Below are 25,548 nucleotides of genomic sequence, written 5' to 3' on the forward strand. Positions count from 1 at the left end.
ATTAGGCTCCTCAACCTAGGGCGTTTATTGCCGAGAAGTCTACTGCTATGTCTGAGCAGGAATAAGAAAGTGAAACGCAGAATCAGTGTTAATAAAAAATTAATAATGTAGTTAAAGTAAGGTCGCTGATAAACCTGCTTCAAAAATGTTATTAGGGCCTGATAGGTCTCACTTTTCCAAGAGACACTTAATTATTAACAAAAACTTAAAACTGATTTTGTATTTGTCCTTCTTATCAAACTAAACATGCTGCCTATACTGAACCCCAATCAATGACAAACAATAACGGATAGAGGTTCATCATCATGAAAGCAACTGTGATTCGCGCATTCGGTGACAGCAAGGTATTTGAAACAGCAGAAATAGCTAAACCAGAACTTAAATCAGGTCACCTGTTAATAAAGGTTGCGGCGTCTAGTGTTAACACCATCGACATGATGATTCGTGACATGGGTGAAGCCTTACCATTTCACCCTAAGCTCCCAGGTGTTTTGGGAATGGATTTCGCAGGTACAGTTGAAGCGGTTGGTGAAGGCGTAAGCAACTTTAAGGTTGGAGATGAAGTATACGGCTGTGCTGGCGGTCTTGGTGAACTACTAGGCTCGTTAGCAGAATACATGCTGGCAGACGCGAATTTAGTGGCTCACAAGCCAAGCAACATCTCAATGCGAGAAGCTGCTGCGCTACCGTTAGTGGGTATTACCGCCTACGAAGGTTTGGTTAGAGCAGGCATTTCAGCAGGTCAAAAAGTACTTGTTCATGGTGGTGCCGGCGGCGTAGGGCATGTTGCACTACAACTTGCTAAACATTTTGGTACTGAGGTTTTTGCAACTGGTGCCGCTGGCGAGCAAACCGATCTCATCGCAGCGCTTGGCGCTACAGCAATCGACTTCAAAACCGAAGCCGTTGCAGACTATGTTGAAAAGTACACCAAGGGTGCTGGATTTGACGTGATTTTTGATTCAGTGGGCGGTGCCAATATCAATAACTCAATTGAAGCAGCCAAGCTAAACGGTCAAATTACTACCACGCTGTCTATGCACGAACAAGACTTAACCATGGTGCACATGAAGGGCTTGTCTTTGCATGTAGTGTTTATGCTTTTACCGATGATATACAACCAAGGTCGAGCTGCACACGGTAAGATCCTTGAAGCACTAGCAAAAATTGTTGAGGCTGGCGAACTAAAACCAGTACTTGATAGCCAACAATTTGCCTTAGCCGATGCCGCGGCTGCGCACGATCGCCTAGCCAGTGGTCAAGCAATTGGCAAGGTTGTCATTGATATTAACTAGGGTTATCTAGATGTTTGCCGTATCGCCAAGCTTAACACTCATCATCAAGCGCACGCTGCCACTCACCGTGGGTTTGTTTGCGATTATGTTGGTGCAACTGGTGGATTCGGTATTTATCGGCATGCTTGGCCTTAACCAGCTTGCGGTTCATGGCATTACCTTACCCTTTCAAGCGGCGTTTATTGGAATTCAAGTAGGTATTGGGGTTGCGGCGACGTCTATTATCTCTAAGGCCTGTGGCGGCCGCGATAAGCTAAAATCTCAAACTGTTGCCACATTAGCAGCGGCTGGCGGCACCTTGTTTATCACTCTACTGGGCGTGGTGTTGTGGCTGTTACAAGAGCCAATATTGGCGACCTTCGTTGCCTCCGATATAAGCTCGGCAAAACAACTAGCGTTGGCAGCGATCTTTAATCGCTATTGGCCAGTTTGGCTGCTAAGTGCTATCTCTGTGGCCGCGCTATACTTGGTATCTTGTGTCTATCGAGCAAATGAAGATACAAAAACCACCGGACAGATGTTCCTGTTGGCCAGTATAATCAACCTGATACTAGACCCTTTGCTTATCTTTGGTTTTAACATGGGCATAGTAGGGGCAGCCCTTGCCTCTACCTTAAGTTACGGCATTTGTACTCTGTATATGCTGAATAAAGCGCGCGGCAAACAGTGGTTTGCTGTTATAAACTTAAGCTCACCCAGCAGCAGTACTAATCAGCTAGCCATACAAAACTCGCCCTATTTTTACTATGGCAAAGAGTTAATTCGCACTACGGTGCCAACCATATTGAATCAGTCACTGCCTTCATTAAGTGCTTTTATTTGTATGCTGCTAATTGCTCAGATTGGCACCGAGGAAATCGCCTTCTGGAGCCTATTGTCTCGACTAGAAAGCTTTCTTCTGGTTTTTACTTTAGCTTTAACTATGGCCATTCCGCCTATTATTGCCCGCTACCTTGGTGAAGGTAAGCTAAACGAAATTGTTGAGGTGTTAACGGTTACCGCCAAGTTTTTACTGGTGTTTCATCTAGTAATTGCTCTTATCGCAGCGATCAGCTCTCCTTATATTATTCCGCTGATAAGTGCTGATAAGATGATGCAAAACTGGTTTGGTGTCGCTCTGTGGATCATTCCTTTTAGCTATGCACCTCTTGGCCTTTGCATGCTGGTGGTTTCAGCATTTAATGCCTTAGGGGAAGCTCGCCGTGCCTTGTTTGTATCTTTGGTTCGTTTATTGGTTTTATATGTTCCAGCCATTTGGCTTGGCACAGCAACACAAAGCATTGTTCAAACAATTGTCGCGGCTTGTATTGCCAATACACTTGCAGGCGCTTACGCATGGTTTAAGCTAAAACAGTGCACTGCGCTTCAGTTTAACCGTTCACAACTTGCCTAACAAAAAGGTCTAAATAACACGATGAATATTGAGCACCTCCGCTTGTTTGTAAGAGTCGCAGCCACCCATAATATTAGCCTTGCGGGAAAAGAACTTGGTTTGTCTGCACCGGTAGCCAGTATGCATATCAATAAGCTTGAAGAAAGCATTGGCGCTCGACTTATTCATCGAACCACCCGTAAGGTTTCACTCACCGAGGAAGGCGAAGCACTTTTACCCTATGCCGATGAGATATTGGCCAGCGTTGATGCGGCCCGCTCAACGGTGGGAACAGGCAAAGCCCAAGCAACGGGTACATTAAGAATTACCGCTCCCGCCTCCTTTGGCCGAATGCATGTTATACCCGCTCTAAAAGGCTTTTTGGATAAGCATTCAGAGCTATCTGTCGATATTCGTTTGACCGACTCCATGATAGATATGATTGAAGGTGGCTTTGATGTCGCCATCCGAGATGCAGATCTGAAAGATTCAACCCTTATTGCCAAAAAGCTAGCTACCGATAAACGGATTATCTGCGCCTCGCCGGATTACCTAGCGGCTTACGGAAACCCAACATCCCTCGAAGATTTAAAGCACCATAGCTGTATTAAGCAGATGGGTTTTGATACTTGGAGCTTCAATACCCCTAATGGCCTGCAAAACATAAAGCTAAAAAGCAGAGTTCGAGTAGACCACGGAGAAGCAGTACGCGACGCAGCCTTGCAAGGTTTGGGTGTTGCCATGTGTGCAGAGTGGTTAGTCTACAAGCAGCTAGAAAATGGCAGCTTGGTCGAAGTGCTACAAGATTATAGCCTGAATGATGCAGCCGCCATTTGGGCGGTGTATCCCAGCTCTCGGCTATTGGCACCTAAAGTGAGAGCCTTTCTTGATTACTTCGCAGAATACTATGGCGCTCCCCCTTATTGGGAAAACTAGGCAAGATTATTACTCCCCCTTATAAAACACTTAGGCGATACCTTAACCGGATAACTGGCAGCCCAAATAAAGCTCATTGTTGAGCGTTATATCGCCTTTAAAGTGCCCTACAAAACACCCTACAACTTAACCCTACGGCTAATACAAAACCGCTAATTAATTGTTTAATCACTTATTAATTGAAGTGCATTTTTATCAATGATTTAATAGCCCCTTTGCACCTGTAAAGTTGAAGCTAAAAGCGTTTCATCTGAAGGTAGTTAATCAAATATACACGGAGTTTTAGATGAAGAATGTTCTTATCGCAGGCGGTTTGTTAGCCATTGGGGCCGGAGCGGGTGGCTACTGGTATTCTCAGCAGGCTACAAACCTTAATAGCGAAGCGGGTGCACTCGCGTATATTCCTGCCGATACTGCGGTATTTTCTGCTCAACTAAAACCGTTCCCAATCAAAGCCTATGTTGATTCAATGGCAGGTTCATACAACAATTTACCAAGTGACGCCTTTGCCGAAACAGATGTAAGTGACCCACGCGGTAAGTTTTTCATTGCCTTATTCGAAAGCTACAACGAAGCACTAAAAGACGGGCAAACCTTTGTAGATACCTTTGGTTTAGCCAACGATATTCACAGCTACTTTTATACCTTAGGCATCATCCCGGTGATGAAAGTAGAAATAAGCAAAGCCGATGCTATTTGGGCTTGGTTAGATAACGCCGAACAGAAGAGTGGTTTTAGCCATACTAAACAAACTCTTAGCGGCGTTGAGTATCGCGCTTATCGTTTGAGCGATGACAGCGACTCAGAAACCGCAGATTTAATCGTAGCCGTAAATAATGGCCTACTTACCATTACTTTAAATACCTCGCTTAATGAAAACAGTTTGTTAGAAACCGCATTAGGCCTTAAACCAGCAGAGCAGCCAATCAACGCCACCACATTAATCCAAGACAGCCTAACCAAGCATGGTTTCATGGAAGAAGGCATTGGCTTTATTAACCACCAAGAGATTGCTAAAGCAATAACCACAAAAGATGGAAACCTACTGGCAAAACACCTTACTAAGTTAGCCCAAATGGATAATAGCAACGAACTTACAAGCTTACGGACTCCAGTTTGTGAGCAAGAGTTTGCCAGCATTACCGCTAACTGGCCAAAAACGGTAATGGGTTTTGATAGCTTAAGCATCAACGATAAAGAAAGCAGCTTTGGCGTGCGCATGGTGGTAGAGAGCAACAACAGCGTATTACTTAGCGCCTACCAAGCGATGAGTGGCTTTATTCCTTCTTATGCTTCTAACACCGAAAATGCGGTATTTAGCATGGCTTATGGCATTGATGTAAACCAACTGGTGCCTTCATTGCTATCAGTTTGGGAAGAAATGCTTACTCCTGATTACCAGTGTGAGCCGCTACAAAACGTGCAAATGGCTATGCAGCAACAAAACCCAGGCATGGTTGGCATGATGACCGGCATGGCTAACGGCCTTAAGGGCATTGGCATGGCCGTGTTTGATTACAAACTGGCTGACATTAGCCGCCCAGAAGAACTAGAAAGCCTAGATGCCATTATTAGTGTGTCTGCCGATAACCCTGGTGCCTTGTTCGACATTGCCAAACAGTTCTCACCAGAGCTAGCCAGTGTAAGCTTGCCAGCCGATGGCACACCGATTGATGTTAGCCATTTATTGCCGCTACCACCTACCACCAACATACAGCCTCAGCTAGCACTAAAAGGTAACCACCTTGTATTGTTTAACGGCCAGCGTGCTGCAGAAGTGAGTCAGCAACTAGCTTCAGAGCCAGTGGCCAACAACGGGCTTTTAAGCATGTTCATCGACTACCAGCAAATGTTTGAGCCAATTATTAGTGGTATTGAATTAAGCGGAGAAGAAGTGCCACAGGAATTAATGGACTTAAAAGACTACCGAATTAAAGCGCAAATGAATATGGCCGTGAACGACCAAGGTATTTCTTTTGGTTCAAGCATGACCAGCCAAGCAGACAACGCTGTAAACTAAGCAAGTCTTTGCAACGAATAAGCAACGCTCTGTAACTAAAAGGCTCGCAATGGCGAGCCTTTTTGGTTTTTAACTCAAGTGTTTAATTCTTAGTTAACCCGATGATAGACCCGCTCTGGCCGCCCTACTGCACCATAAGCCACCTCTGGTGTGAGTTCATTACAGCTCACTAAATACTCCAAATAACGCCTTGCTGTAGTGCGGCTACTGCCAATTTGTTTGCCGGCTAACTCGGCAGTTAATGAAGCATGTTCACTAAACAGTGCGCGCACTTTATCTAGCGTTACCGCGTCCACGCCTTTGGGTAAGCGCTTTTTGCTTTCGGCTACCGCGCCTTCACTCATTGGCATTAACTTATCTACATCTTGCTGCTCAAAAGAGCTGTTTTGATCAAGTCTGCGTAAGTAGTTCTTATAGTTGTTCAAGGATTCTTGTAAACGCGGAAATACCACCGGTTTTAGAATGTAGTCAAATACCCCATTACGCAGCGCTTCTTGCAAGGTAGAGGCTTCTTTAGCGGCGGTGAGCAACATAACATCAATGGCAAGATCTTGGCTGCGAATATGTTTTAGCAATTCTAGGCCGGTGCCGTCGGGTAGGTACACATCTAACAGCAAAAGTTGTGGAGGTTTAGCCTTAATGTGGATCATTGCATCGGCAATGCTCAAAGCAATGCCAGACACTTCAAAATCACTCACACGCTGCAAGTACTGGCGATGGATCTCGGCAATCCCCGCATCATCTTCAACAATTAATACCTGAATCAAATGGCTACTCCTGCTTTAACTGCTTGGGAATATACACCGTAAAACGGGTGCCCAAATTGTCACTACTAAACTCAACATTTCCACGCAAAATTTGCACGGTTTCTTTTACTAGGTAAAGGCCAATGCCGTGGTCGCCTTGGGTTTTGGTGGTCACTCCCTGCTCGTAGATATTGGCTTGTAAGTTATCTTGAATACCACCAGCAAAATCTTCCACTTCAATAATTATGTCGTTACCCAAATCGGTCATAGAGAGATTAATGGGCTCGCGGCCATTGCTAGCGCGAGTTGCCTCAAAAGCATTATCTAAGAGGTTAGCCACTATGGTAACGATTTGCTCCGAGCCACAGTGTGCTGGTAAGTCGCGCAAGCTGCTATCGGGGTCAATATTTAGGGTTAAACCAAGCTCCCTCGCCCGGTGAAACTTACCCAAAATACAGCCGGCTATTACCGAATCTTCCACTGCTTCAATCAAAAAGCGAATCAGTTCTTGGAATTGATCATTTGCTTGGCCAATAAAAGATAAAGCTTTATCACTTTCGCCTAACTGAATTAAACCAGCAATGGTATTTAGCTGATTAGAGTGCTCATGATTTTGTACCCGCAAGGCTTCTGAATGCGCCTTAATCTGCGATAACTGCTTAGTGAGCAAGGTGATCTCATCTTTCCGCCTAAAGCTAGAAACCATGCCAATAAAGTTCTGTTGCTGGTCTTTCATCGGCACTCGGTTAGCAATCACTAAATGCCCGTTGAGCAGTAGCTCCACATCGCTTTGCGCTTGCGGCTGATCGAGTAATTCAGCCATATCACTATCGGGTAGCCAGTCTCGCAGCGGTAAACCAACCGGATTAATCGATTTTCCTTGCAGGTCTTTGCCTAATAAGCGAATCGCATTAGCATTCACATTAGTAATAATGCCTTCTCGGTTAATCGCTATCACCCCTTCACGAATAGTATTAAGCGTGGCTTGCAGTTCGGCATATAAGCGGGTCATCTGTTCTGGTTCAAAACCCAACAATGTGTCCTTAATCCGCTGGGCCAGCCACCAACCAATCAGCATATTGAGAGACAACACCGCCATCACCAACAGCACCATAAAGTGCAAATAGGGTTGCAGTTGTACGTCGATTTTCTCTAGCAAGTATCCAACCGAGACAATACCTATGATCTTCCCTTGTTGATCTTTAACTGGCACTTTACCGCGTACCGATACCCCCAAAGACCCCTTGGCTTGCGACACATACTCTTGCCCTAGAACCAGAGCTGCGTAGTTATCGCCTCCCACCATGGGTTTGCCAATACGTTCGCTTTTAGGGTGAGCCAAGCGGATCCCATCAACATCCCCCACCACAATAAAACTTGCGCCCATGGTGCGGCGTAATTCTTCTGCTAAAGGCTGTAAGTTTGCGCTATCTCGGCGCTCTACCGCACTCACTACATCGGGCAGCTTAGCCACGACTCGCGCTACATCTAAGGCCCGCTCCCCTTTGTCTTGGTATTCAGAGTCACTTACATACCAATAGCTGGTCACTACCACAATGCTTAACTGAATAAGGCTGTAAATCAGCATTATTAGCAATAAGCGAGCACGGTAGCTTGGTAAGCGAGCTTGTTGATACATCTAAACTTTTCCCTGTTTGTTTCAATTTAGCTTAGCACGAGCTTAGCGAGCAGCTCCCGTGAACAATATGCACTTAATTACCAATATGGACTTTAAAGCCATTACTTGGCTTACATTTCAAAACCCCAGGTTTCCATTAACATTAATTTAACTTTATTCGCCAGCTAGCGGTATTTAAGCATGGCAGCAACCACTTTCAGCCACGCTGAAAGCCCTATGCAACAAGGAGAGCAAACATGTTAGCCAAGATTAAATTGGTCAAAACATTAATAGGGGCCGCAGTATTGGCCGCAGGCCTAAGCGGCACAGTTCACGCAGAAGAAGTGCACTTTCTAATCCCCGGAGGCGCGGGCGGAGGCTGGGATGGAACCGCCCGAGGCACCGGTGAAGCCTTAATGAAATCAGGCATTATCGATAAGGTGTCTTACCAAAACATGAGTGGTGGAGGCGGCGGTAAAGCCATTGCTCACTTAATAGAAACCGCTAAAACCCAAGAACATACCTTAATGGTGAACTCAACGCCGATTGTGGTCCGCTCATTAACCGGCGTATTCCCGCAGTCTTTCCGCGACCTTACTCCCATTGCTGCCACAATCGCTGACTACGGCGCGTTAATTGTTAGAGCCGATTCTAAATATACTCATTGGGACCAAGTAATTGCCGACTTCAAAGACAATCCCAATAAAGTAAAAGTTGCTGGTGGTAGTGCGCGCGGTAGCTTAGATCACCTAGTAGCAGCCGCAGCCATTAAAAACGAAGGCTTAGACCCACTAAGATTACGCTACGTAGCTTACGATGCCGGCGGTAAAGCCATGGCAGGTTTGCTTTCTGGAGAAACCGCACTGCTTTCAACTGGCTTAGGCGAAGCGCTAGAAATGGCGAAAAACGACCAAATTCGTATCTTAGCCATTACCGCAGAAAAACGAGTTAAAGACGCCCCCGAAGTACCAACCTTAAAAGAAATGGGCAACGACACTGTGTTTGCTAACTGGCGTGGTTTTTTTGCGGCACCGGGCACCAGCAAAGCGCAAGCTGAGAAGTTCTCAGACATGCTTAAAGAAATGTACACCACCCCAGAATGGGAAACCGTGCGTTCACGTAATGGCTGGGTAAACAACTTTGTGCCTTATGGTCAGTTCTTCGGCTTTTTAGAACAACAAGAGAAAACAGTAGGCAGCCTAATGAAAGAGCTAGGCTTTCTAAAGTAATCCTATTAGCCAGCAACTCCCTTGCTGCTTTATTTGCTTATCGGTAGTACTCAGTTAAGCACCGGTGCCTAGGCACCGGACTTTTTTACATTTGGAGCTAACAATGCAAATTAGCAATCAACGAATTGGCGGCCTAATTTTTTTGCTGCTCTCTTTGTTCTACGGCTATTTTAGCTACGACATTCCGCTATTTCCCGGCGCGGAATATGAACCGTTCACCCCGCGCACTCTGCCGCAGTTTTTAGCATTGTGCGGAGTTGCTTGCTCAATCATTTTGATGCTCACCGGCGGTAGTGATTTTAGAACCAGCGTAAAACATTTGGTATGGCGCCCCGCCGCCAAATTGCTCGTTGCTATGTTCGCCTATGGCCTACTCGTCAATTGGATGGGGTTTGTATTAGCCACCATTATTTTCCTGGTTGTGAGCTTTCGCATCATGGGTGAAACCCACCATAAAAAGGCATTGGTAGTAGCCATATTGTTCACCGTGGCTTTTTGGGCGCTATTAACCCAAGTATTAGATATTTATTTAGAACCTGGGCAACTGTGGCACTGGTTTAATGGCTAGCAAAATAAGGACACGATGATGTTAGATGGAATTTTAGCTGGGCTTAGCACCGCCATTATGCCAATGAACTTAATGATGGTAATTGTAGGCTGCTTAGTGGGTACCTTCATTGGCATGTTACCCGGCCTTGGACCAATTACTGCTATCGCTTTAATGATCCCACTTACCTATAGCTTAGAGCCTTCATCAGGTTTAATTTTAATGGCGGGTGTCTATTACGGCGCTATATTTGGCGCATCATCCTCGTCGATATTAATTAATGCGCCAGGCTGTAGTGCTACCGTAGTGACCGCTTTTGATGGCAACCCCTTAGCTAAAAAAGGCCAAGCGGGTAAAGCTTTAGCCGTTGCTGCTTATGCCTCGTTTACTGGCGGTACTTTGGGCGCAATTATGCTGTTAATTGCCGCGCCAGCTTTGGCCTCTGTCTCTTTGAGTTTTCAAAGCGCCGACTACTTCGCCTTAATGGTGCTTGGTCTTTCTGCCGTGGCTGCTTTCTCAGGCAAAGGCCAAGTATTAAAAGCGGTAATGATGACCATTGTGGGCTTGATGTTAGCCACCGTAGGCACCGACAGAAGTGAAGGTGTAGAGCGTTTTACTTTTGGCCAACTGGATTTAATCGATGGCTTTAGCTTCTTATTGTTAGCCATGGCAACCTTTGCCCTAGCCGAAACCTTGATGTCGGTATTAAAACCCGAAAACCCCAATAACAGCACTACCGAACAAAAAATGATGTCGGAGCTGGGTAGTCTTAAGCTCACCAAGCAAGAAGTTAAAACCGTGGCAGCGCCTACTCTTCGCTCGTCATTTCTAGGTTTTTTTGTTGGCGTGCTTCCCGGTGCTGGCGCGACCATCGCCTCTTTTCTGGCATACGGCGTAGAGCGAAATCTCGCCAAAGGCGACGCAAAGAAAGAATTTGGTGAAGGCTCGTTAAAGGGCTTAGCTGCGCCAGAATCGGCCAACAATGCAGCGTCGACTGGCTCTTTTGTACCCTTGCTTACCTTGGGTATTCCTGGCTCGGGCACTACCGCGGTATTGCTCGGAGCCTTAATAGCCTACGGTATTCAGCCGGGGCCAAGAATGTACATCGAGCACCCCGACCTATTTTGGTCGATCATCATCTCTATGTATTTTGGTAATGTGATTTTGCTAATTTTAAACTTGCCGCTAATCCCCTACCTCGCCAAGTTATTAAGCATTCCTCGCCCTTATTTGGTACCGATGATTTTGCTGTTCTCAATTACTGGGGTGTATCTGGTTTCGTTTAATAGCATGGACATCATGATCATGGTGGCGATATGCATGGCAGCCTTGGGCTTACGTTTACTCAACTTCCCTATGGCGCCGATGTTATTGGGCTTTATTCTTGGTGGAATGCTCGAAGACAACCTACGCCGAGCTCTATTAATTGGCGATGGCGAGCTAAGCTTTTTATGGGAGCGCCCCCTAACTCTCACCTTTATTAGCATTGCTGCACTGGTGTTATTTAGCCCGCTCTTAAGGCCTTTGTGGGAGCGCAGTAAAGCTAAAGCCGAGTATGAACAAGCCAAACAAAAGGCGGCAGCTAAGTAATAAAAAAGGCGCTAATTTAGCGCCTTTTTTGTTCTCTTTAAGTTAATTAAGATATTGCTTGTAGCGTTGATAGCTCGCTGAGTTTAAGTACTCCTCACCTCTATCAAAGGTCAGCAAATCTGTTTTGCTATAGCGCGTATCAAACCTGTCGTAGAGCACTTTTAGAATAAGTTCTGTTTGCTGATACTGTTTGGTATCAATAGACAGGCCCAGCAACCAAATATAGCCAAATGGCTCTGAAGGTGTCTTCAATAAGGCATTCACTAGGTAATCTTCGGCTTTCTCGGTTTGGCCACTTTCGTACAAGGCATTGCCAATCTCTACTTGCACTCTTACGTCTTTAACAACGGTTTCTGGGAAGTGCTTTAAGCTTTCAATCGCTAGGTCAAATTGCTGGTTGTCGTAGTAATAAGCGTAGAAACGAGGATGAACCGGCTGGTGCTTCTCCATATACACAACAAAAGATCGTGGCATTACCAAGCTGGGTTGGTTGATATAAGCTTTCATTAAGCCTGCCAGTACTAAAGGCTTTTGCTGAAACGGCTTAGGAATCTCGTTGTAGGCAAACAGCATCTCGGTATAGCTAGCTTGTCGAACCGCCTCAAAGAAATCGCCCATGCGCTGGATACCGCTATTGGGGTGGGTTTTACGATATTGCTCCATATCGATAACCAGGTCGAAGCTGTCTGAGATCCCAACCCCCGTAAACAAATTGAAAATATCAACGATGTGGCCATCTAACCAGCTTATTTCGTAGTAGGCAAAAGTGCCATCTAAGGTAAAACGGTAATAGCTGGTTGCTTGCTGCTTAGTATGAACATCACTGTCTACATATTTCCAACTACCGCCTGGCTGGGCCAAAATGGCTGTAATAGAGGTATCCGTTAAGCTAGACAGAAGTTGAGTAACGTTTGCTCGCTGATTGGCATTGAAGGTAAACGCTAAATCAGTTTCCAATTTTTCAACCATTTTAGCTTCAACAATTCTACTTCTAAGCGCATTTTCAGTGTGTTGATTCAGCTCATTAGCATAGTTAACAAAATATCTATCACTGTATAGCTCTGCCGGCTCTTGGTTTTTAACTACCGGGTTATTCGTTTCAGATACAGAGGGTACTGTACGGCCGGTATCGTTACTTGCACAAGCACTCAGCATTAGGCTTAAGGCTAAAATATAAAAAGCTTTCATTACAATGCCTCCTGCTGGTTATTGGTTTGCTTTTCAAGCAAGAAGCTCACTAGTTCGTTCATCGAATCGTAGGCTTGGTCTTCGGTCACTCTGGTCACGCTGTAATTAATTTCTAAGGCCTTTCTGGCTTTCCTCATTAACTTGGCATATTGCTTTACTTCACTGGCGGCAACGGCCATTTGTTTATTCTGATATTGCTGTTGGTAGGTAATCACTTTGTTGCGGTAGTCAAAACGCGTATACAATTTAAAGTGTTCATCTTCTAGCGTTTGTTCTTCATTAGCCCAACTAAAATCGATGTCGTAGGGCAAATATAGTTTTGCTTGTTGCTGGATGTTTATCGGACGGCCCAAGGAGTAAGGCTGTTTACGTTGAATTTTTTGCGGCACTTTTAAGTAATGCTCAACCGCATCAGAAACCAACACAAACTCAGCGTCGCCTTCAACTTCATGCCAAAACTCATTCACCAAATAGTGCTCTTTAATTTCAATACGATTGCTAATTTTGTCATCACTAATTTGCAAATCTTGCTTTAGGCTAATCGAAGGATAAAAACGCTGGTAATAAGACAAATACGATTTGGTCATGCGTTTAGCGCTCTGGCCTGCAATTTCATAACGCATTCTGTCAGCTTCTGCGCCAGTAAAGGTATTAACAACCGTAAGTTGCACTGGCGAGCGAAAATCAGAAGCAATAAACTCTTGGGTAACTTCAACAAGGTTATCTTCAGCGACAAAATCAGGAATACTGCTTAAGCCTTGATTGTCTGGCGAAATAACCAAAGCTTGTCCAAAAGCCGCTGGCACTATGGTTTCCAACAGGTTTGATTGATATGCGTTAGTTGGGTCAACCCAATAGTCTTGCCCCTTATACTTCAAATACACAATCGCATGATTAAAGGCGTTGTAACCCGGCAAATGCTCAGCCAAGGTATTGTGTTTATAGCTAGACACCAATACTGGGTAAGCATCTACTCCCAATTCGTTTAATGCACTTACCAACAGCAAAGACTTGTCTTTACAGTCTCCATAACGGTTCGCTAACACCTCTGACGGAGAATGAGGACGATGTGAATTTTCGCCAATCTCTACCCCTAAATAACGAATGTCTTGTTGGGAGAAGCGTATCGCTTCTTCAATGGCTAATTTGGTGGGTTTAGCTTTAAGTTCACTAAGCCAGTCGTCGAAGGCAGCTGAATGCTTAGCCGAGGTTTTAAATAAAGACTCAGCCCAACTAGATACTTGTGACCAATCTTCAAAGCTAGTGATTTGCCAAGTTGGGTAAGCAGAATCCCAGTTTGGGGCTTGGCCATCTTCATAATAGGCCGGCGAGTTTTCGATAAGCACCGAGTAGCGAACCCTGTTCCCCTCGGTGTTTACCTTTACCTCTGTGTCGATATCGGCAAGCTGATTGCTAAGTTTTCTGCTTTTGTGCGCCACGATGCTGGCATGAGTTATTCCCACCGGAACGCCCCAACCTAAACCAAAGGTATGGCTAAAATGGCCATCAAATACTGGGTTTTCACCAATTACACTAAAGCTATAATCGACAATGTCACCCGCTCTTACATCCTTTAACCAAAGCTGTAATTGCTTTTGTCCTGAATACAGTTTGCTATGTTGCTCGGGTTCAATATCCACTGCTCGAATATCATCAGCAACCAAACGGTTAAACGATTTATCGCCTCGTATAATGTTTATGTGGTGCAACTCAACCCGCTGAAAGTCGGGATTAAAGGTGATGGTTAAATCTGAATTATCTTCAACGCCAGCACTGTCATTCACTTGAAAACGGATATAGCGATAGTAATGCGGCTGCTTGCTAAGCAAACTTACTTGAGTATCCGACACCAAATAATCTACAGATTCTACGCCAAGATCAGCTTGGTTTAACTTGCTTAAATCTGCTTCTACAATCCACTTAGGTTTATCACCTACCCGCCACAACGCATCGTTAGCAGCTAATGAAATGGTGGAGTAAAAGAGATTGGCAAACAGCAGAAAGAATAAAAAGAATGGTCGACTAACTAGCACTGCACTTCCCTTGCATCAACATCAAAAAGCCATACTAGTAATAATTATTTTAAAGTTAAAGCGCAACACGCGGCTTATTAGAAAAGAACTGCAATATATTGATGTTGTTTAAATAATTTTCAAATTTTAAGGTAATTGCCAATAAAAAAGCAGCGCCTAAGCGCTGCTTATCAATACTCATTGTTGAATAACTACTTTTCTTCAGCAGCCTTACAACAAGCAGCAGTAAACAATACATCGGTAGAGCTGTTTAGCGCGGTTTCGGCAGAGTCTTGCAATACCCCGATAATAAAGCCTACTGCAACCACTTGCATGGCCACATCGTTAGACACACCAAACAAGCTACACGCTAATGGAATAAGCAATAACGACCCACCAGCAACACCCGAGGCACCACAAGCAGACACTGCTGCCACTACGCTCAGCAACAAGGCAGTAGCAAAATCTACTTGAATACCCAAGGTATGCACAGCCGCTAGCGATAACACGGTAATGGTAATTGCAGCACCGGCCATGTTAATGGTGGCACCTAGTGGAATAGACACCGAGTAAGTATCTTCATCTAGCTTTAAGCGCTGGGCTAAATCCATGTTTACTGGAATGTTCGCAGCAGAGCTACGAGTGAAGAAGGCAGTTACGCCACTTTCACGTAAACACTTAAATACTAATGGGTATGGGTTGCGACGAATTTTGTAGAACACTAGCAGCGGGTTCATCACTAAGGCAATCAATAACATAGAGCCAATGAGTACCAACAATAGCTGGCTGTAGCCTAGCAATACCGAGAAGCCGGTTTGCGCAATGGTGTTTGCCACCAAGCCAAAAATACCAATTGGCGCTAAACGAATAACAAAGCGCACAATGCTTGATACACCCGCAGCCACGTCATTAAACAAGGTTTTGGTGGTGTCCGATGCGCTATGCATGGCAATACCTAAACCAATTGCCCACGCTAAAATGCCAATGTAGTTGCCATTCATAATGGCACTAATTGGGTTATCGACAATTTTAAATAGTAAGGTGTGTAATACCTCGCCAATGCCTTGCGGAGGATTAGCCGAGGTTTCTGTGCTCACCAGCACTAACTCGGTAGGGAACATAAAGCTCATGGCTACCGCCGTTAACGACGCGGCAAAAGTACCAAATAAATATAAATAGATAATCGGACGAAGCTGAGTATTTTGGCCACGTTTATGGCTAGCTACCGAGGCCGCCACCAACACAAAAACCAATACCGGCGCTACGGCTTTTAAAGCGCCAACAAAAAGGCTACCTAACATGCCAATAGACGTAGCCGCACTAGGTGCTAAAACGGCTAAAATGCTACCGGCAATAATACCGATAAGGATCTGCAGTACTAAACTGCCCTGGGTAATAAACTGTAATATGCTGTTGTTTGATTGTTGTTTCATGCTTCTTATGGTCCTTTCGTGAAGCTATATAATTGGCGAAGGCGTAACCTTATAGGATGAAACACCAGAATCACAGACAATAACCACATTAAATTGACACATCGCAAAAACTTTTCACTCATCTAGATTGTATAAGCAATATACAAGTAAGGTTTACACCTAAAAGCCCAACATTTTTAGCTATTGCTCAACTAACTTAGTGTTGCAACTTGCCCTTAAGCTCAGTATTTACTTACACTTTGATCAGCTGTTCAGGTTTTTATTGCAATTTTGCAAGTCGTGATTGGCTAAACAAACAGGCGCTTAAACTAAATTAAGCACCAAAAGCAAAACATCAAACATAAATAAAACTTGAACAATTAATTATCAAGGCGTATAACTTGACGAATCGTCACATTGTGACGAAGTGTCAATAACGAGAAAAAATGAATACCAAAACCAGAAAAGCCCAAGAAATTGCCAACCGCGAAGAGCTGCTGCTAGATATAGCATTGGAGCTGATGGCTGAAACCGGCTTTGCTGGCCTTACGATGGATAAAATCACCCAACGTTCGCAGTATTCAAAAGGCACCGTGTATAACCACTTTGCCTGTAAAGAAGATGTATTGTGTGCCTTGTGCTGCCGCTCTATGCGTTTACAAATAGAGCTATACCAACGGATTAATGATTTTGCTGGTAGCACTCGAGAGAAGATGATTGCAATGGCCTATGGCTATCGCTTGTTTAATCGTCTTTACCCCACTCTGTCGATGGTAGTGTTAAGTATGAAAACACCTAACATCATGGAGAAAACCTCGAGTATTCGCAGTACCAGTGTAAGTGAACACGAAAACAAAATTGTCGGTATTGCGGTTAAGTTGATTGAAGAGGCCGTTGCTTTAGGTGAAATACCAGCCAGCCAAAATGTAGATGCCAATGCCGCTACATTTGCCGCTTGGTCGATGGCCTTTGGCACCAATGCGCTAAGCAGCGCAGTGGTAAATAAATCCAGCAAGTTTTGCTCTGCTGGCTTCGACAGCCAATACGCATTGCTATACAACGTAAATTTGTTGTGTGACGGGTTAAATTGGAAACCTTTGTCTAATCAACAAGATTACTTAGCCACTTGGCAGCGAATAGGCCAAGAGCTGTATGCCAAAGAGTTGGCCATGCTGGAGCAAAACGAAACGCTGTATTAAGCGCTTTACGCAAACCAGCAATTAGCGAATAAAGATTTGTAAGTTCTAAGAGTAAAAGTGCCAAGTTGTTCTACTGTTGTTAAGTGGAATAATAAACGCACGCATTTAGATTCAAATAAAGCCGCCGATTACTGCGGTTTTTTAGGCAAAGGAAGTGACGATTCGTCAATTTTAGACAAATCGTCATAATTCACTCTAAACCAATTGAATGGTGCAATTGGTAAAGGACAAGGCTATGGAAAAGAAATTTTTTAATCAAGTGATCGCCAGACCTTGGCTAACACTCATGTTATTAATGTTAGCCGTTGTAGCAATGAGCTCTGGCGGACGCTTTCTTACCTTTGTAGGTGATTACCGCATTTTCTTTGGTGAGGATAACCCTCAGCTGCAAGAATTCGAAAGCATGCAAAAGGTGTTTAATAAAACCGATTCGGTCACCTTTGTTATCTCTCCCAACGAAGGCGATGTATTCAACCCGCAATCTCTTACACTCATTAAAGAGCTTACCGACGACTCTTGGCTTATTCCCAACTCTACTCGGGTCGACTCCATCACCAACTTTCAACATACCGAAGCCGTAGAAGATGACCTTTGGGTAGAAGACTTACTGCTAGAGCTAGATATGCTAGATGCAGAAAAAGTATCTAAAATTGAGCAAGTTAGCTTGAGTGAACAACTGCTAGAAAATCGCTTAATTAGCCTAGATGGTCGCGTAGCAGTAGTGGCTGCAACCATCACCATCTCTGAAGACGATATGCAGGCCGAGGTACCTAAAACCTCGCAATTTGTACGTGAGCTACAAGCCAAGTATCAGCAAGCCTACCCAGAACACAAAATCTTGCTCTCTGGCATGATCATGATGAACAACAGCTTCATCGAACAAAGCCAGAAAGACATGTCCACTTTAGTGCCGCTAATGTTCTTGCTCATTTTAGTGATGCTAGCCATTTTACTGCGCTCGGTATTAGGCATGCTAGCGACCCTAGTGGTGATTGTTGTGACTATTGCCAGCACCATGGGCATGGCCGGTTGGATGGGTTTTGCACTCAATACCGTTACGGTAAATGTGCCCACCATGGTAATGACCTTAGCAGTGGCCGATTGTGTGCACGTTATCGCCTCAATGCTTTATGAAATGCGCCAAGGTAAATCTAAAAAAGAAGCCCTCGCCTTTAGTTTAAAAATAAACAACCGCGCTATCTTCCTTACTAGTGCCACCACTGCGATTGGTTTCTTAACCTTAAACTTCTCAGATTCTCCACCGTTTCAAGCCTTAGGTACCATTGTGGCAGTGGGTGTAATGTTGGCCTATGTGTATGCACTTACCATTTTGCCTGCTCTGCTAAACATTCTGCCCATTAAACAAACACCGAGCATTAGCAGCCGTTCAAACTACGACCGCTTAGCAAACTTTGTGATTGATTCTCGCAAGTGGTTAATGCCGGTTACGGTAGTCATGATTATTGGCTTCTTAGCCATGATCCCACGCAACCAACTTAACGACGTAGCTACGGAGTACTTCAGCAAGCAGGTGGACTTTCGTCAATCCACAGACTTTATGGAGGAAAATATATCCGGGATTACCACCATTTCTTATGAAATAAGAAGCGGCGAAAGCAGTGGTATTAACCAGCCCCACTACATGCAAAAAGTGGCCGACTTTAGCGCTTGGTTACGCCAGCAGCCAGAGATCGACAACGTAAATAGCATCTCCGACATTATGCGTCGTTTAAACAAAAACATGCATGGCGACGACCCAAGCTATTACCTAGTGCCCGAAGAGCGCGAACTCTCTGCCCAGTATTTATTGATGTACGAAATGAGTTTGCCCTACGGCTTAGACTTAAATAACCAAATCAATGTAGATAAATCGGCAACACGCTTAACCATTACCACCAAAAACATGGGCTCTATCGGCATGATAGCGCTAGAGCAACGCTCCTTAGAATGGTGGCAACAAAATGCGCCCGAGTATCGAGTAATCGCCGCCAGCCCTAACCTAATGTTTGCCCACATTGGCGAGCGTAATATGCCGCAAGCATTAAAAGGCGCGTTTTGGGCACTGGTGCTTATTTCGGTGTTAATTGGTATTTCGCTACGTTCACTGCGGCTCACCTTTATTAGCTTACTGCCCAACTTAGTCCCCGCAGGCATTGGCTTTGGTATCTGGGCGCTAATTGATGGCAACATAAACCTTGGTTTGTCGATTGTTATTAGCGTTACCTTAGGCATTGTGGTCGACGACACCGTGCACTTCCTTACCAAGTACCAATATGCCCGAAAGCAAGGTAAATCTGCCGAAGACGCAGTGCGCTACGCCTTTGTCACCGTAGGCAAAGCTCTAGCTATTACCACCGCGGTATTGGTGGTTGGCTTCTCAGTATTAATTGGTTCAACCTTTACTATTAACTCCAATATGGGGCTACTTACTTCTATTATTATTGCCGTAGCCTTAATCATCGATTTCTTACTACTACCATTACTCTTGATTAGTTTTGACCGTGCAAAGGGAGCAGAAAATGCAGCAGCACTTCAACAAAAAACCGCTTAGTATGTGGCTTAATCGTGCCGCAGTTATCTGTATTAGCCTGTTGTTTAGCCAACAAGCATTAGCAGAAACCGCAGAAGAAAAAGGCTTACGCATCGCGCAAGAACGCAAAGCCTTTGATTTAGGTTGGGTTGACTCGAAAGCCGATACAGAAATGGTGCTGTACAACGCGCAAGGCGATAAAAGCACCCGCTCGATTCGCATTCAGTCTTTAGAAGTAGAAGGCGACGGCGACAAAGCCTTAAGTGTGTTTGACCACCCAGCCGACGTAAAAGGCACTGCCTTTCTAAGCTTTTCTCACGCCCTAGAGCCAGACGAGCAATGGTTATACCTACCCGCCTTAAAACGGGTAAAACGCATTGGCTCTCGCAACAAATCGGGCCCTTACATGGGCAGTGAGTTTGCCTTTGAAGATCTAAGCTCATTTGAAGTTGAAAAATACACTTACACCTACTTGCGCGACGAAACCATTGCCGGCTTCGACAGCTATGTGGTGCAAAACGTACCGGTAGATAAGTACTCAGGTTATACCAAGCAAATCACCTGGATGGACAAAGAAGCCTACCGTGTACACAAAGTAGAGTTTTACGACCGCAAGGGGCAGCTACTTAAAACCCTCACCATGAGTGATTACCAAGTGTATGCCGACAAACATTGGCGTCCTTCTAAAATGCTGATGGTGAACCACCAAACCGATAAAAAAACCGAAATGTTCTGGAATAACTATCAGTTTAAAACCGGCGTAAAAGAATCAGACTTCAATAAAAACAAGCTTAAGCGAGCCCGCTAATGAGAGCGACTAACTCTGCGCTGGCAACAGCGCTAAGCCTAGCCTTATTAAGCACAAACAGCGCAGCCATGGAGCTGCGCGGCAATGTGGCTGTGCAATATCGTGGCTTTTTCGAGCAAGGTGCTTTTCCGGGCCAAGACCAGCAGCATCAAGGCTCGATAAGTGCCGAGCCCGAGCTGTACTGGGAGTGGAACGATGGCATCGACAGCATCACCTTTACGCCCTTTGCACGGGCCGACTCCATGGATAGCGAGCGCACTCACGCCGACATTCGCGAGCTTAAATGGCTACACCTAGCCGACGAATACGAGCTGGAAATTGGCATAGCCAAAGTGTTTTGGGGCGTAACCGAAACCCAACACTTGGTAGATGTGATAAACCAAACCGACTTTATCGAATCGCCCGATGGCGACGAAAAGCTTGGCCAACCCATGCTGCACTTTAATACCTATCAAGACTCCGGCATTTGGGATGTATTCATTTTGCCGGGCTTTAGAGAGCGAACCTTTGCCGGCGTAGATGGCCGCTTTCGCCCACCATTACCGGTAGATCAAGATAATGCTCAGTATGAATCGGGCGCTAAAGACAAACATGTTGATCTAGCCCTGCGCTGGGCGCAAACCTTTGGCGACTGGGATGTAGGCACCGCCTATTTTCGTGGCACCAATCGCGACCCACTGCTAATTGCTAGCGCCGACGGCACTAGACTTACCCCTTACTATGAGCAAATGGACCAACTAGGCGTAGATTTACAAGCCACCATTGGCGATTGGTTATGGAAGTTTGAAGGCTTATATCGCAATACCAGCAGCAACAGTTACACCGCTGCTGTGGGCGGTTACGAATATACCCTAGTGGGTTTATTCGACAGCATTGCCGATTTAGGGCTACTCACCGAGTACAACTGGAATAGTGACGGCAAAGAGGCCACCTCTACCTTTCAAAACGATCTCTACCTAGGCGCTCGCTTAGTATTAAACGACGCGCAAAGTACCGAGTTTTTATTAGGTGGCGCGATAGACCTCGACTACAACACCAACGTCGTCACCCTAGAAGCCAGCCGCCGCTTTGGCGAAAACTGGAAAGGCGAGCTAGACCTTTGGTACATCGACGCCGATGACCTCGCCGACCCAACCTACGCCTTTAGCAAAGACAGCTTTGTACAAGTAAACATGGCCTACTTTTTCTAAAAGCTACCTAGGAAAGAGTTGCAAAAAAGCCCTCGTTGTTGAGGGCTTTTTTTGGAAGTGAGTAAAGGAGCTATCTGAAAAGTAACACCCGCATTTTCGGCTGGTTTGAAGCGCAGCAGAAAACCAGACCAGCAACATGTGCTTGTTAGAACTGTATTGAAATTTCTTGATATAAGGTAAGAGCATTTTTTGCATTATCCTCTACACCAAAGAAACGTGAAATTCCACTCAGCATCTGATCGTGATTTCCAAGCTGGACTGCATTGCTGCCAGCTTTTATTTTTGCATTTATCTCGTTTAACTCCTCATACAGCAAGGTCATCATTTGTAACTGTTGTTGATTGTCCGTATGTGGTGTTTTTATCAAGTTACCAAGGTAATTGATCTTTAAATAATAGGGTCTATGCAGAAAACTAAGTTGATTATCGCTATTTAGTTCAGAGGAAAGAAATTTTAGTACACGAAAATTAATATCTCTTTCTGCTTTAAAGGCTGAAATCCAGCCATCTTTATGTTGTTGGTCTTTCAATTGATGGTACTGTAATTCTCTTTTATTTGCTTTTTCTATTGCATTTTTCAGCTTAACCTCTGCATTGGCCAATTGACTTTTTAGGTCATGCTGTTCAGACAATGAGCTTTCTAGGCTTTTTTCCAAACTAGATAACTGCGTTTCATTTATACCATCTTGAATGTTATCGAAGTATATCTTCACCACTCCCAAGGAAAGAACAATAAAACTATTCAACGCGAGAAGCTTTGCAATTGAAGCAGTTCTCTTCCACCACTCACTACCATCATCGCTTGAACTCAATGTTAAGACACCAAGCAAAGCCGAAACCGCAGAAAATATAGCTAGTGTTACTTCGAGAAGCATAGATTAAGTCTCCTAAGCTCTAACGCCTCATTCAGAGGCAATAAAATAGCTGGTTAAAATTAGCGAGGCACGAGCAAAAACCAGCTGTTTTTGTCCTGCTGAAATGACTTGTTAGGCAGCTTTTTAACAAACCTCTACAGGTCGTCATTTGCATCTTTTTCTGTTTTTTTATCATGCAATTCATTTACAAAAGATACATTAGTTATCATAACTATAAATATCGCCTTTAATTGTAAAAATGCTAGGTAGAAAACAGATGAAATACCAAGAAGCTTCAAGAAATTACGAGCCTCAGGATTAATAGTTGCTTTATAAATAAGCAAATGAAATATATTAATAAATAATAAGGACGATATTACAAACGCCGAGGTCAATACTATTAAAACAAGGTTTTCAATTCTCTTGGTCTCATCTGTTGGTATAATACTAACTGTGCTAGGAGAAGTGTACGCTGAAATAGCTTGTGGATATGAATAAGCAATCCAAATACCTGCAAGTGTGAAAACAGCTGCAGCGATATTTTGCAGTGTTCCCATAATGGGCTTTAAATCTCCAAGGGATACTATATTTACCAAGTGGTATCCCAAAATGAGACTGATTGCTATATAAACAAAGTGTAAGGTTATTCTACTTTTAAGAAAAATGAATAGTGCTTTCAACAACTCTTTATTTTGAGGCTTAAGCGGCATTTTCCTCTCCTACATCACTATCCTTGTCTTTCGATTCTTCACTTGGGATTTGTACAAGTAAATCCTCTCTTAGCCTTGTTAGTTCTTTAAGTATTATATCTGCAGCATAATATGTGTGATTTTCTGCAAGAGGTTCTAACAAAATCTGTTCTCTACTAACATATTTATTGAACCATCTAGTGGTGTCATTACCAGCCTCCCTAAAACCAACATTATTCCACTTATCTAAAGGGTTATACTCTTTATTATGTACTTCAATTATCTCCGCCACTTCAGACTCTGAAAGTGTAGCTTCCTCTATAATTTCAACGTGCTTACTGAATGTTTTTTTACCTTTAACCTTTGACCAAAGGTTAAAAAATGAGTCTTTATCATCACTTTTTTGTGTAGAGATTGTATCTCTAACAACGATGTGACTGATTCGCTGAGCTAGCCTAGCAGCATTAGCTTTATCAGAGTTTAGCTCTTTGGTACTAACATGTATTTTTGAGCGCATTGCTCTTTTACTATCTTGACTCATATAGGTTATGAATTTTCTAATAATGGCTTTACTTGTATTGGGATTTACACCTTCACTTTCATTAACCTTTTTTCTAGGGTGATCAATTCTATAATCTAAACACCTTTTTATGTAATCACATACATCTTTTGTCATAGCTGAAGAATGAGAAAAATTGATTGTTGCAATAACATTTCTACTAGGAATAAACCAGTAATACATTGGTTGTCCTAAAAAAGCACTTTGTCCTTTAACTTTAGGGTCTATTTTAATAGAGTCGTTTGCATCTGAGCCAACTTTGGCATCAGGTGCGATACCGCTGACTTTACCGCTATCATCTCCAAACCTTCGCCATAAAACGAGCAAGGTGTCTTTTGTTATAGGATCTTGTGAAATGCTCTTGCAATAGATCTGTGTTCTTTTGGGGTGAGCTTTTGTATCCCATGGGATTGTCTGATTGAAATCTCTTCCTTTTACCCAATCACAAAAGCTACCGATAAACGATTCCATCGTCCCTTCTTCGTAAACAGCTTTATGCTCTTTCGTTGAATAAAAACCGAACTGTTGAACTTCAAAAAAACTAATTGAACCTTTATCCATGATTACCCTTATCGATATTTACACTTTAAATTTTATGAATATTGCATCACTTACTTTGCTGCCTAACAACTTATTAACAGGAAAAATCCCTTGTTTAAAAAAGGAATTTTTCCTCTTTCCATGCATTTTATAATACAAAGGCTACCACCTTTCCTAAGCTACATCAGTTGCCCAGCTCCAAAATTAACAAAAATATCATTATGTAATAGTGCAAGCCGTTGTGAAAAGAAGCAATCACCTTGCTTTTTATGCCTTTAGCTAAGCGCTCTTTCTACCGCAGTACTCGAGCCAAATGTAGATGTAAGGCCTAAACTCAGCAAAGCTAAGCCCTACTGAGTTTACGCTGCAGTTGTCACTAGAAGTAGACACTGGCTTGCAGCCAGCCTACGGTGTCTTTTTTCGAGATTTTACTCTCGGCAGTGTGGTCAATTTTAAAGCCTACCGATACATTGCTATTGATCATGTATCCACCACCCACTTCAATTTGCGGCACAAAATCTTTGGCTCGGCTTACGTAAGTGGCTTTGGGGTTGGCGTAAAGCCAATGGCCGTCGTCGAAGGCATACATGGCGTATAAGCCGCCTTGTACTAGTGATGAGTCTTTAAAGGTTTCGCTACTGTCTTTAATTGGCATATCTAGCTTACTTTTCATGTAGCCACCATAGAGCATGGGGAACAGCGAGATGTTCTTGGTGATATCAAATTTATACATACCACCTACCAATGCAGTAGTGGTATTTCGATCTCCCACCACATCAACCGAGTAACCCAAACCATCGTTTACTTTGAAGTAACGAACGCGATAATCAAAATCGATTTTGCCTTGTTGATCTTTTTTATCGGCAGCGCCTAGGTCGGCAAAAATCATATTGCCCGCTCCCCAGCCATAGGTGCCGTTTAGCTGAGTACGTTCGTTGCTGCGAGAAATACCTAAAGAGCTAAAGGTGGCGGTTGGATCGCCATAGTTCACGTCGGCTTTTGCCTCGGCAGTTTGCGCTGCCATTACGCCAGATGAGATAGCCGCCAAGCTTATTGCTAATATTGTCTTCTTCATTTTTTTACCTGCTAATAATGAAATGCCCTTTAGAAAAGAGCGGCATTCCATAGCCGCAAATAATGGCCGCAAGTTTAACCTTGCCTAAGGAGGCTGCTAAATGAGTACCTGTTAGTTCGTCTTACAGGTGAGAAAGTGCC

20 protein-coding genes are annotated in these 25,548 nt (G+C 44.0%); 11 read left to right on the forward strand and 9 right to left on the reverse strand.

The window, feature by feature from the left end; all coding sequences use genetic code 11:
- Positions 1-305 precede the first annotated feature (305 nt).
- The 4 genes from OV592_RS16145 to OV592_RS16160 all read left to right on the forward strand — a co-directional run bounded on the left by OV592_RS16145 (position 306) and on the right by OV592_RS16160 (position 5,623).
- Positions 306-1,295, forward strand: a complete 990-nt coding sequence (locus OV592_RS16145; protein WP_406609281.1) for a zinc-binding dehydrogenase — start codon at positions 306-308, stop codon at positions 1,293-1,295.
- A gap of 10 nt (positions 1,296-1,305) precedes the next feature.
- A complete protein-coding gene (locus OV592_RS16150; protein ID WP_406609282.1) occupies positions 1,306-2,688 on the forward strand; it encodes an MATE family efflux transporter in 1,383 nt (460 codons plus the stop codon).
- Positions 2,689-2,709: 21 nt separating this feature from the next.
- Positions 2,710-3,603 carry a LysR family transcriptional regulator gene (locus tag OV592_RS16155; protein ID WP_016400914.1) on the forward strand — a complete coding sequence of 298 codons (894 nt, stop codon included), beginning with the start codon at positions 2,710-2,712 and terminating at the stop codon, positions 3,601-3,603.
- A 286-nt stretch (positions 3,604-3,889) separates the two neighbouring features.
- Complete coding sequence (locus OV592_RS16160) at positions 3,890-5,623, forward strand: hypothetical protein (protein ID WP_406609283.1); 1,734 nt, start codon at positions 3,890-3,892, stop codon at positions 5,621-5,623.
- Positions 5,624-5,712: 89 nt separating this feature from the next.
- Here the strand turns inward: OV592_RS16160 and OV592_RS16165 are convergent, their stop codons facing one another.
- Together OV592_RS16165 and OV592_RS16170 are read right to left on the reverse strand one after the other, a co-directional pair.
- Positions 5,713-6,390, reverse strand: a complete 678-nt coding sequence (locus OV592_RS16165; RefSeq protein ID WP_152779954.1) for a response regulator — start codon at positions 6,388-6,390, stop codon at positions 5,713-5,715.
- A 4-nt stretch (positions 6,391-6,394) separates the two neighbouring features.
- Positions 6,395-8,008 (reverse strand): ATP-binding protein, encoded by a 1,614-nt coding sequence (locus tag OV592_RS16170; RefSeq protein WP_406609284.1) that lies wholly within the window; start codon positions 8,006-8,008, stop codon positions 6,395-6,397.
- Positions 8,009-8,244: 236 nt separating this feature from the next.
- Here OV592_RS16170 and OV592_RS16175 point away from each other — a divergent pair, with 236 nt between their 5' ends.
- From OV592_RS16175 to OV592_RS16185, 3 genes are all read left to right on the forward strand, one after another.
- Positions 8,245-9,216, forward strand: a complete 972-nt coding sequence (locus OV592_RS16175) for a tripartite tricarboxylate transporter substrate binding protein (RefSeq protein ID WP_221076313.1) — start codon at positions 8,245-8,247, stop codon at positions 9,214-9,216.
- 103 nt (positions 9,217-9,319) lie between these two features.
- On the forward strand, positions 9,320-9,784 hold the full coding sequence (locus OV592_RS16180; RefSeq protein WP_406609285.1) for a tripartite tricarboxylate transporter TctB family protein: 465 nt from the start codon (positions 9,320-9,322) through the stop codon (positions 9,782-9,784).
- A gap of 18 nt (positions 9,785-9,802) precedes the next feature.
- Entirely contained in the window at positions 9,803-11,353 is a 1,551-nt protein-coding gene (locus OV592_RS16185; protein WP_406611439.1) for a tripartite tricarboxylate transporter permease, read from the forward strand.
- 42 nt (positions 11,354-11,395) lie between these two features.
- Here the strand turns inward: OV592_RS16185 and OV592_RS16190 are convergent, their stop codons facing one another.
- The 3 genes from OV592_RS16190 to sstT form a co-directional block, all read right to left on the reverse strand.
- A complete protein-coding gene (locus OV592_RS16190; protein WP_406609286.1) occupies positions 11,396-12,541 on the reverse strand; it encodes a tetratricopeptide repeat protein in 1,146 nt (381 codons plus the stop codon).
- Complete coding sequence (locus OV592_RS16195; protein WP_406609287.1) at positions 12,541-14,574, reverse strand: DUF3857 domain-containing transglutaminase family protein; 2,034 nt, start codon at positions 14,572-14,574, stop codon at positions 12,541-12,543. The genes OV592_RS16190 and OV592_RS16195 overlap by 1 nt, the downstream gene beginning before the upstream one ends.
- A 191-nt stretch (positions 14,575-14,765) precedes the next feature.
- Positions 14,766-15,986, reverse strand: coding sequence for a serine/threonine transporter SstT (gene sstT, locus OV592_RS16200; RefSeq protein WP_016400904.1), 1,221 nt, complete (start codon positions 15,984-15,986; stop codon positions 14,766-14,768).
- A 425-nt stretch (positions 15,987-16,411) separates the two neighbouring features.
- Here sstT and OV592_RS16205 point away from each other — a divergent pair, with 425 nt between their 5' ends.
- The 4 genes from OV592_RS16205 to OV592_RS16220 all read left to right on the forward strand — a co-directional run bounded on the left by OV592_RS16205 (position 16,412) and on the right by OV592_RS16220 (position 21,692).
- A complete protein-coding gene (locus tag OV592_RS16205; protein ID WP_016400903.1) occupies positions 16,412-17,164 on the forward strand; it encodes a TetR/AcrR family transcriptional regulator in 753 nt (250 codons plus the stop codon).
- A gap of 235 nt (positions 17,165-17,399) precedes the next feature.
- Positions 17,400-19,715: an RND family transporter gene (locus OV592_RS16210; RefSeq protein ID WP_406609288.1), complete on the forward strand. Its 2,316-nt coding sequence runs from the start codon at positions 17,400-17,402 to the stop codon at positions 19,713-19,715.
- Positions 19,684-20,502: an outer membrane lipoprotein-sorting protein gene (locus OV592_RS16215; RefSeq protein WP_016400901.1), complete on the forward strand. Its 819-nt coding sequence runs from the start codon at positions 19,684-19,686 to the stop codon at positions 20,500-20,502. Before OV592_RS16210 ends, OV592_RS16215 begins: the two co-directional genes overlap by 32 nt.
- Positions 20,502-21,692, forward strand: coding sequence for a hypothetical protein (locus OV592_RS16220; RefSeq protein ID WP_406609289.1), 1,191 nt, complete (start codon positions 20,502-20,504; stop codon positions 21,690-21,692). The genes OV592_RS16215 and OV592_RS16220 overlap by 1 nt, the downstream gene beginning before the upstream one ends.
- A 145-nt stretch (positions 21,693-21,837) precedes the next feature.
- Here OV592_RS16220 and OV592_RS16225 read toward each other — a convergent pair whose 3' ends face one another.
- From OV592_RS16225 to OV592_RS16240, 4 genes are all read right to left on the reverse strand, one after another.
- Positions 21,838-22,566, reverse strand: a complete 729-nt coding sequence (locus OV592_RS16225) for a hypothetical protein (protein ID WP_406609290.1) — start codon at positions 22,564-22,566, stop codon at positions 21,838-21,840.
- Between the two features lie 134 nt (positions 22,567-22,700).
- Positions 22,701-23,255, reverse strand: a complete 555-nt coding sequence (locus OV592_RS16230; protein WP_406609291.1) for a hypothetical protein — start codon at positions 23,253-23,255, stop codon at positions 22,701-22,703.
- A complete protein-coding gene (locus tag OV592_RS16235) occupies positions 23,245-24,354 on the reverse strand; it encodes a hypothetical protein (RefSeq protein WP_406609292.1) in 1,110 nt (369 codons plus the stop codon). Before OV592_RS16235 ends, OV592_RS16230 begins: the two co-directional genes overlap by 11 nt.
- Before the next feature lie 355 nt (positions 24,355-24,709).
- Positions 24,710-25,408, reverse strand: a complete 699-nt coding sequence (locus OV592_RS16240; protein ID WP_406609293.1) for a hypothetical protein — start codon at positions 25,406-25,408, stop codon at positions 24,710-24,712.
- Between the last annotated feature and the right edge of the window lie 140 nt (positions 25,409-25,548).

The organism is Agarivorans sp. JK6, from assembly GCF_045277145.1.
Lineage (GTDB): Bacteria > Pseudomonadota > Gammaproteobacteria > Enterobacterales > Celerinatantimonadaceae > Agarivorans > Agarivorans albus.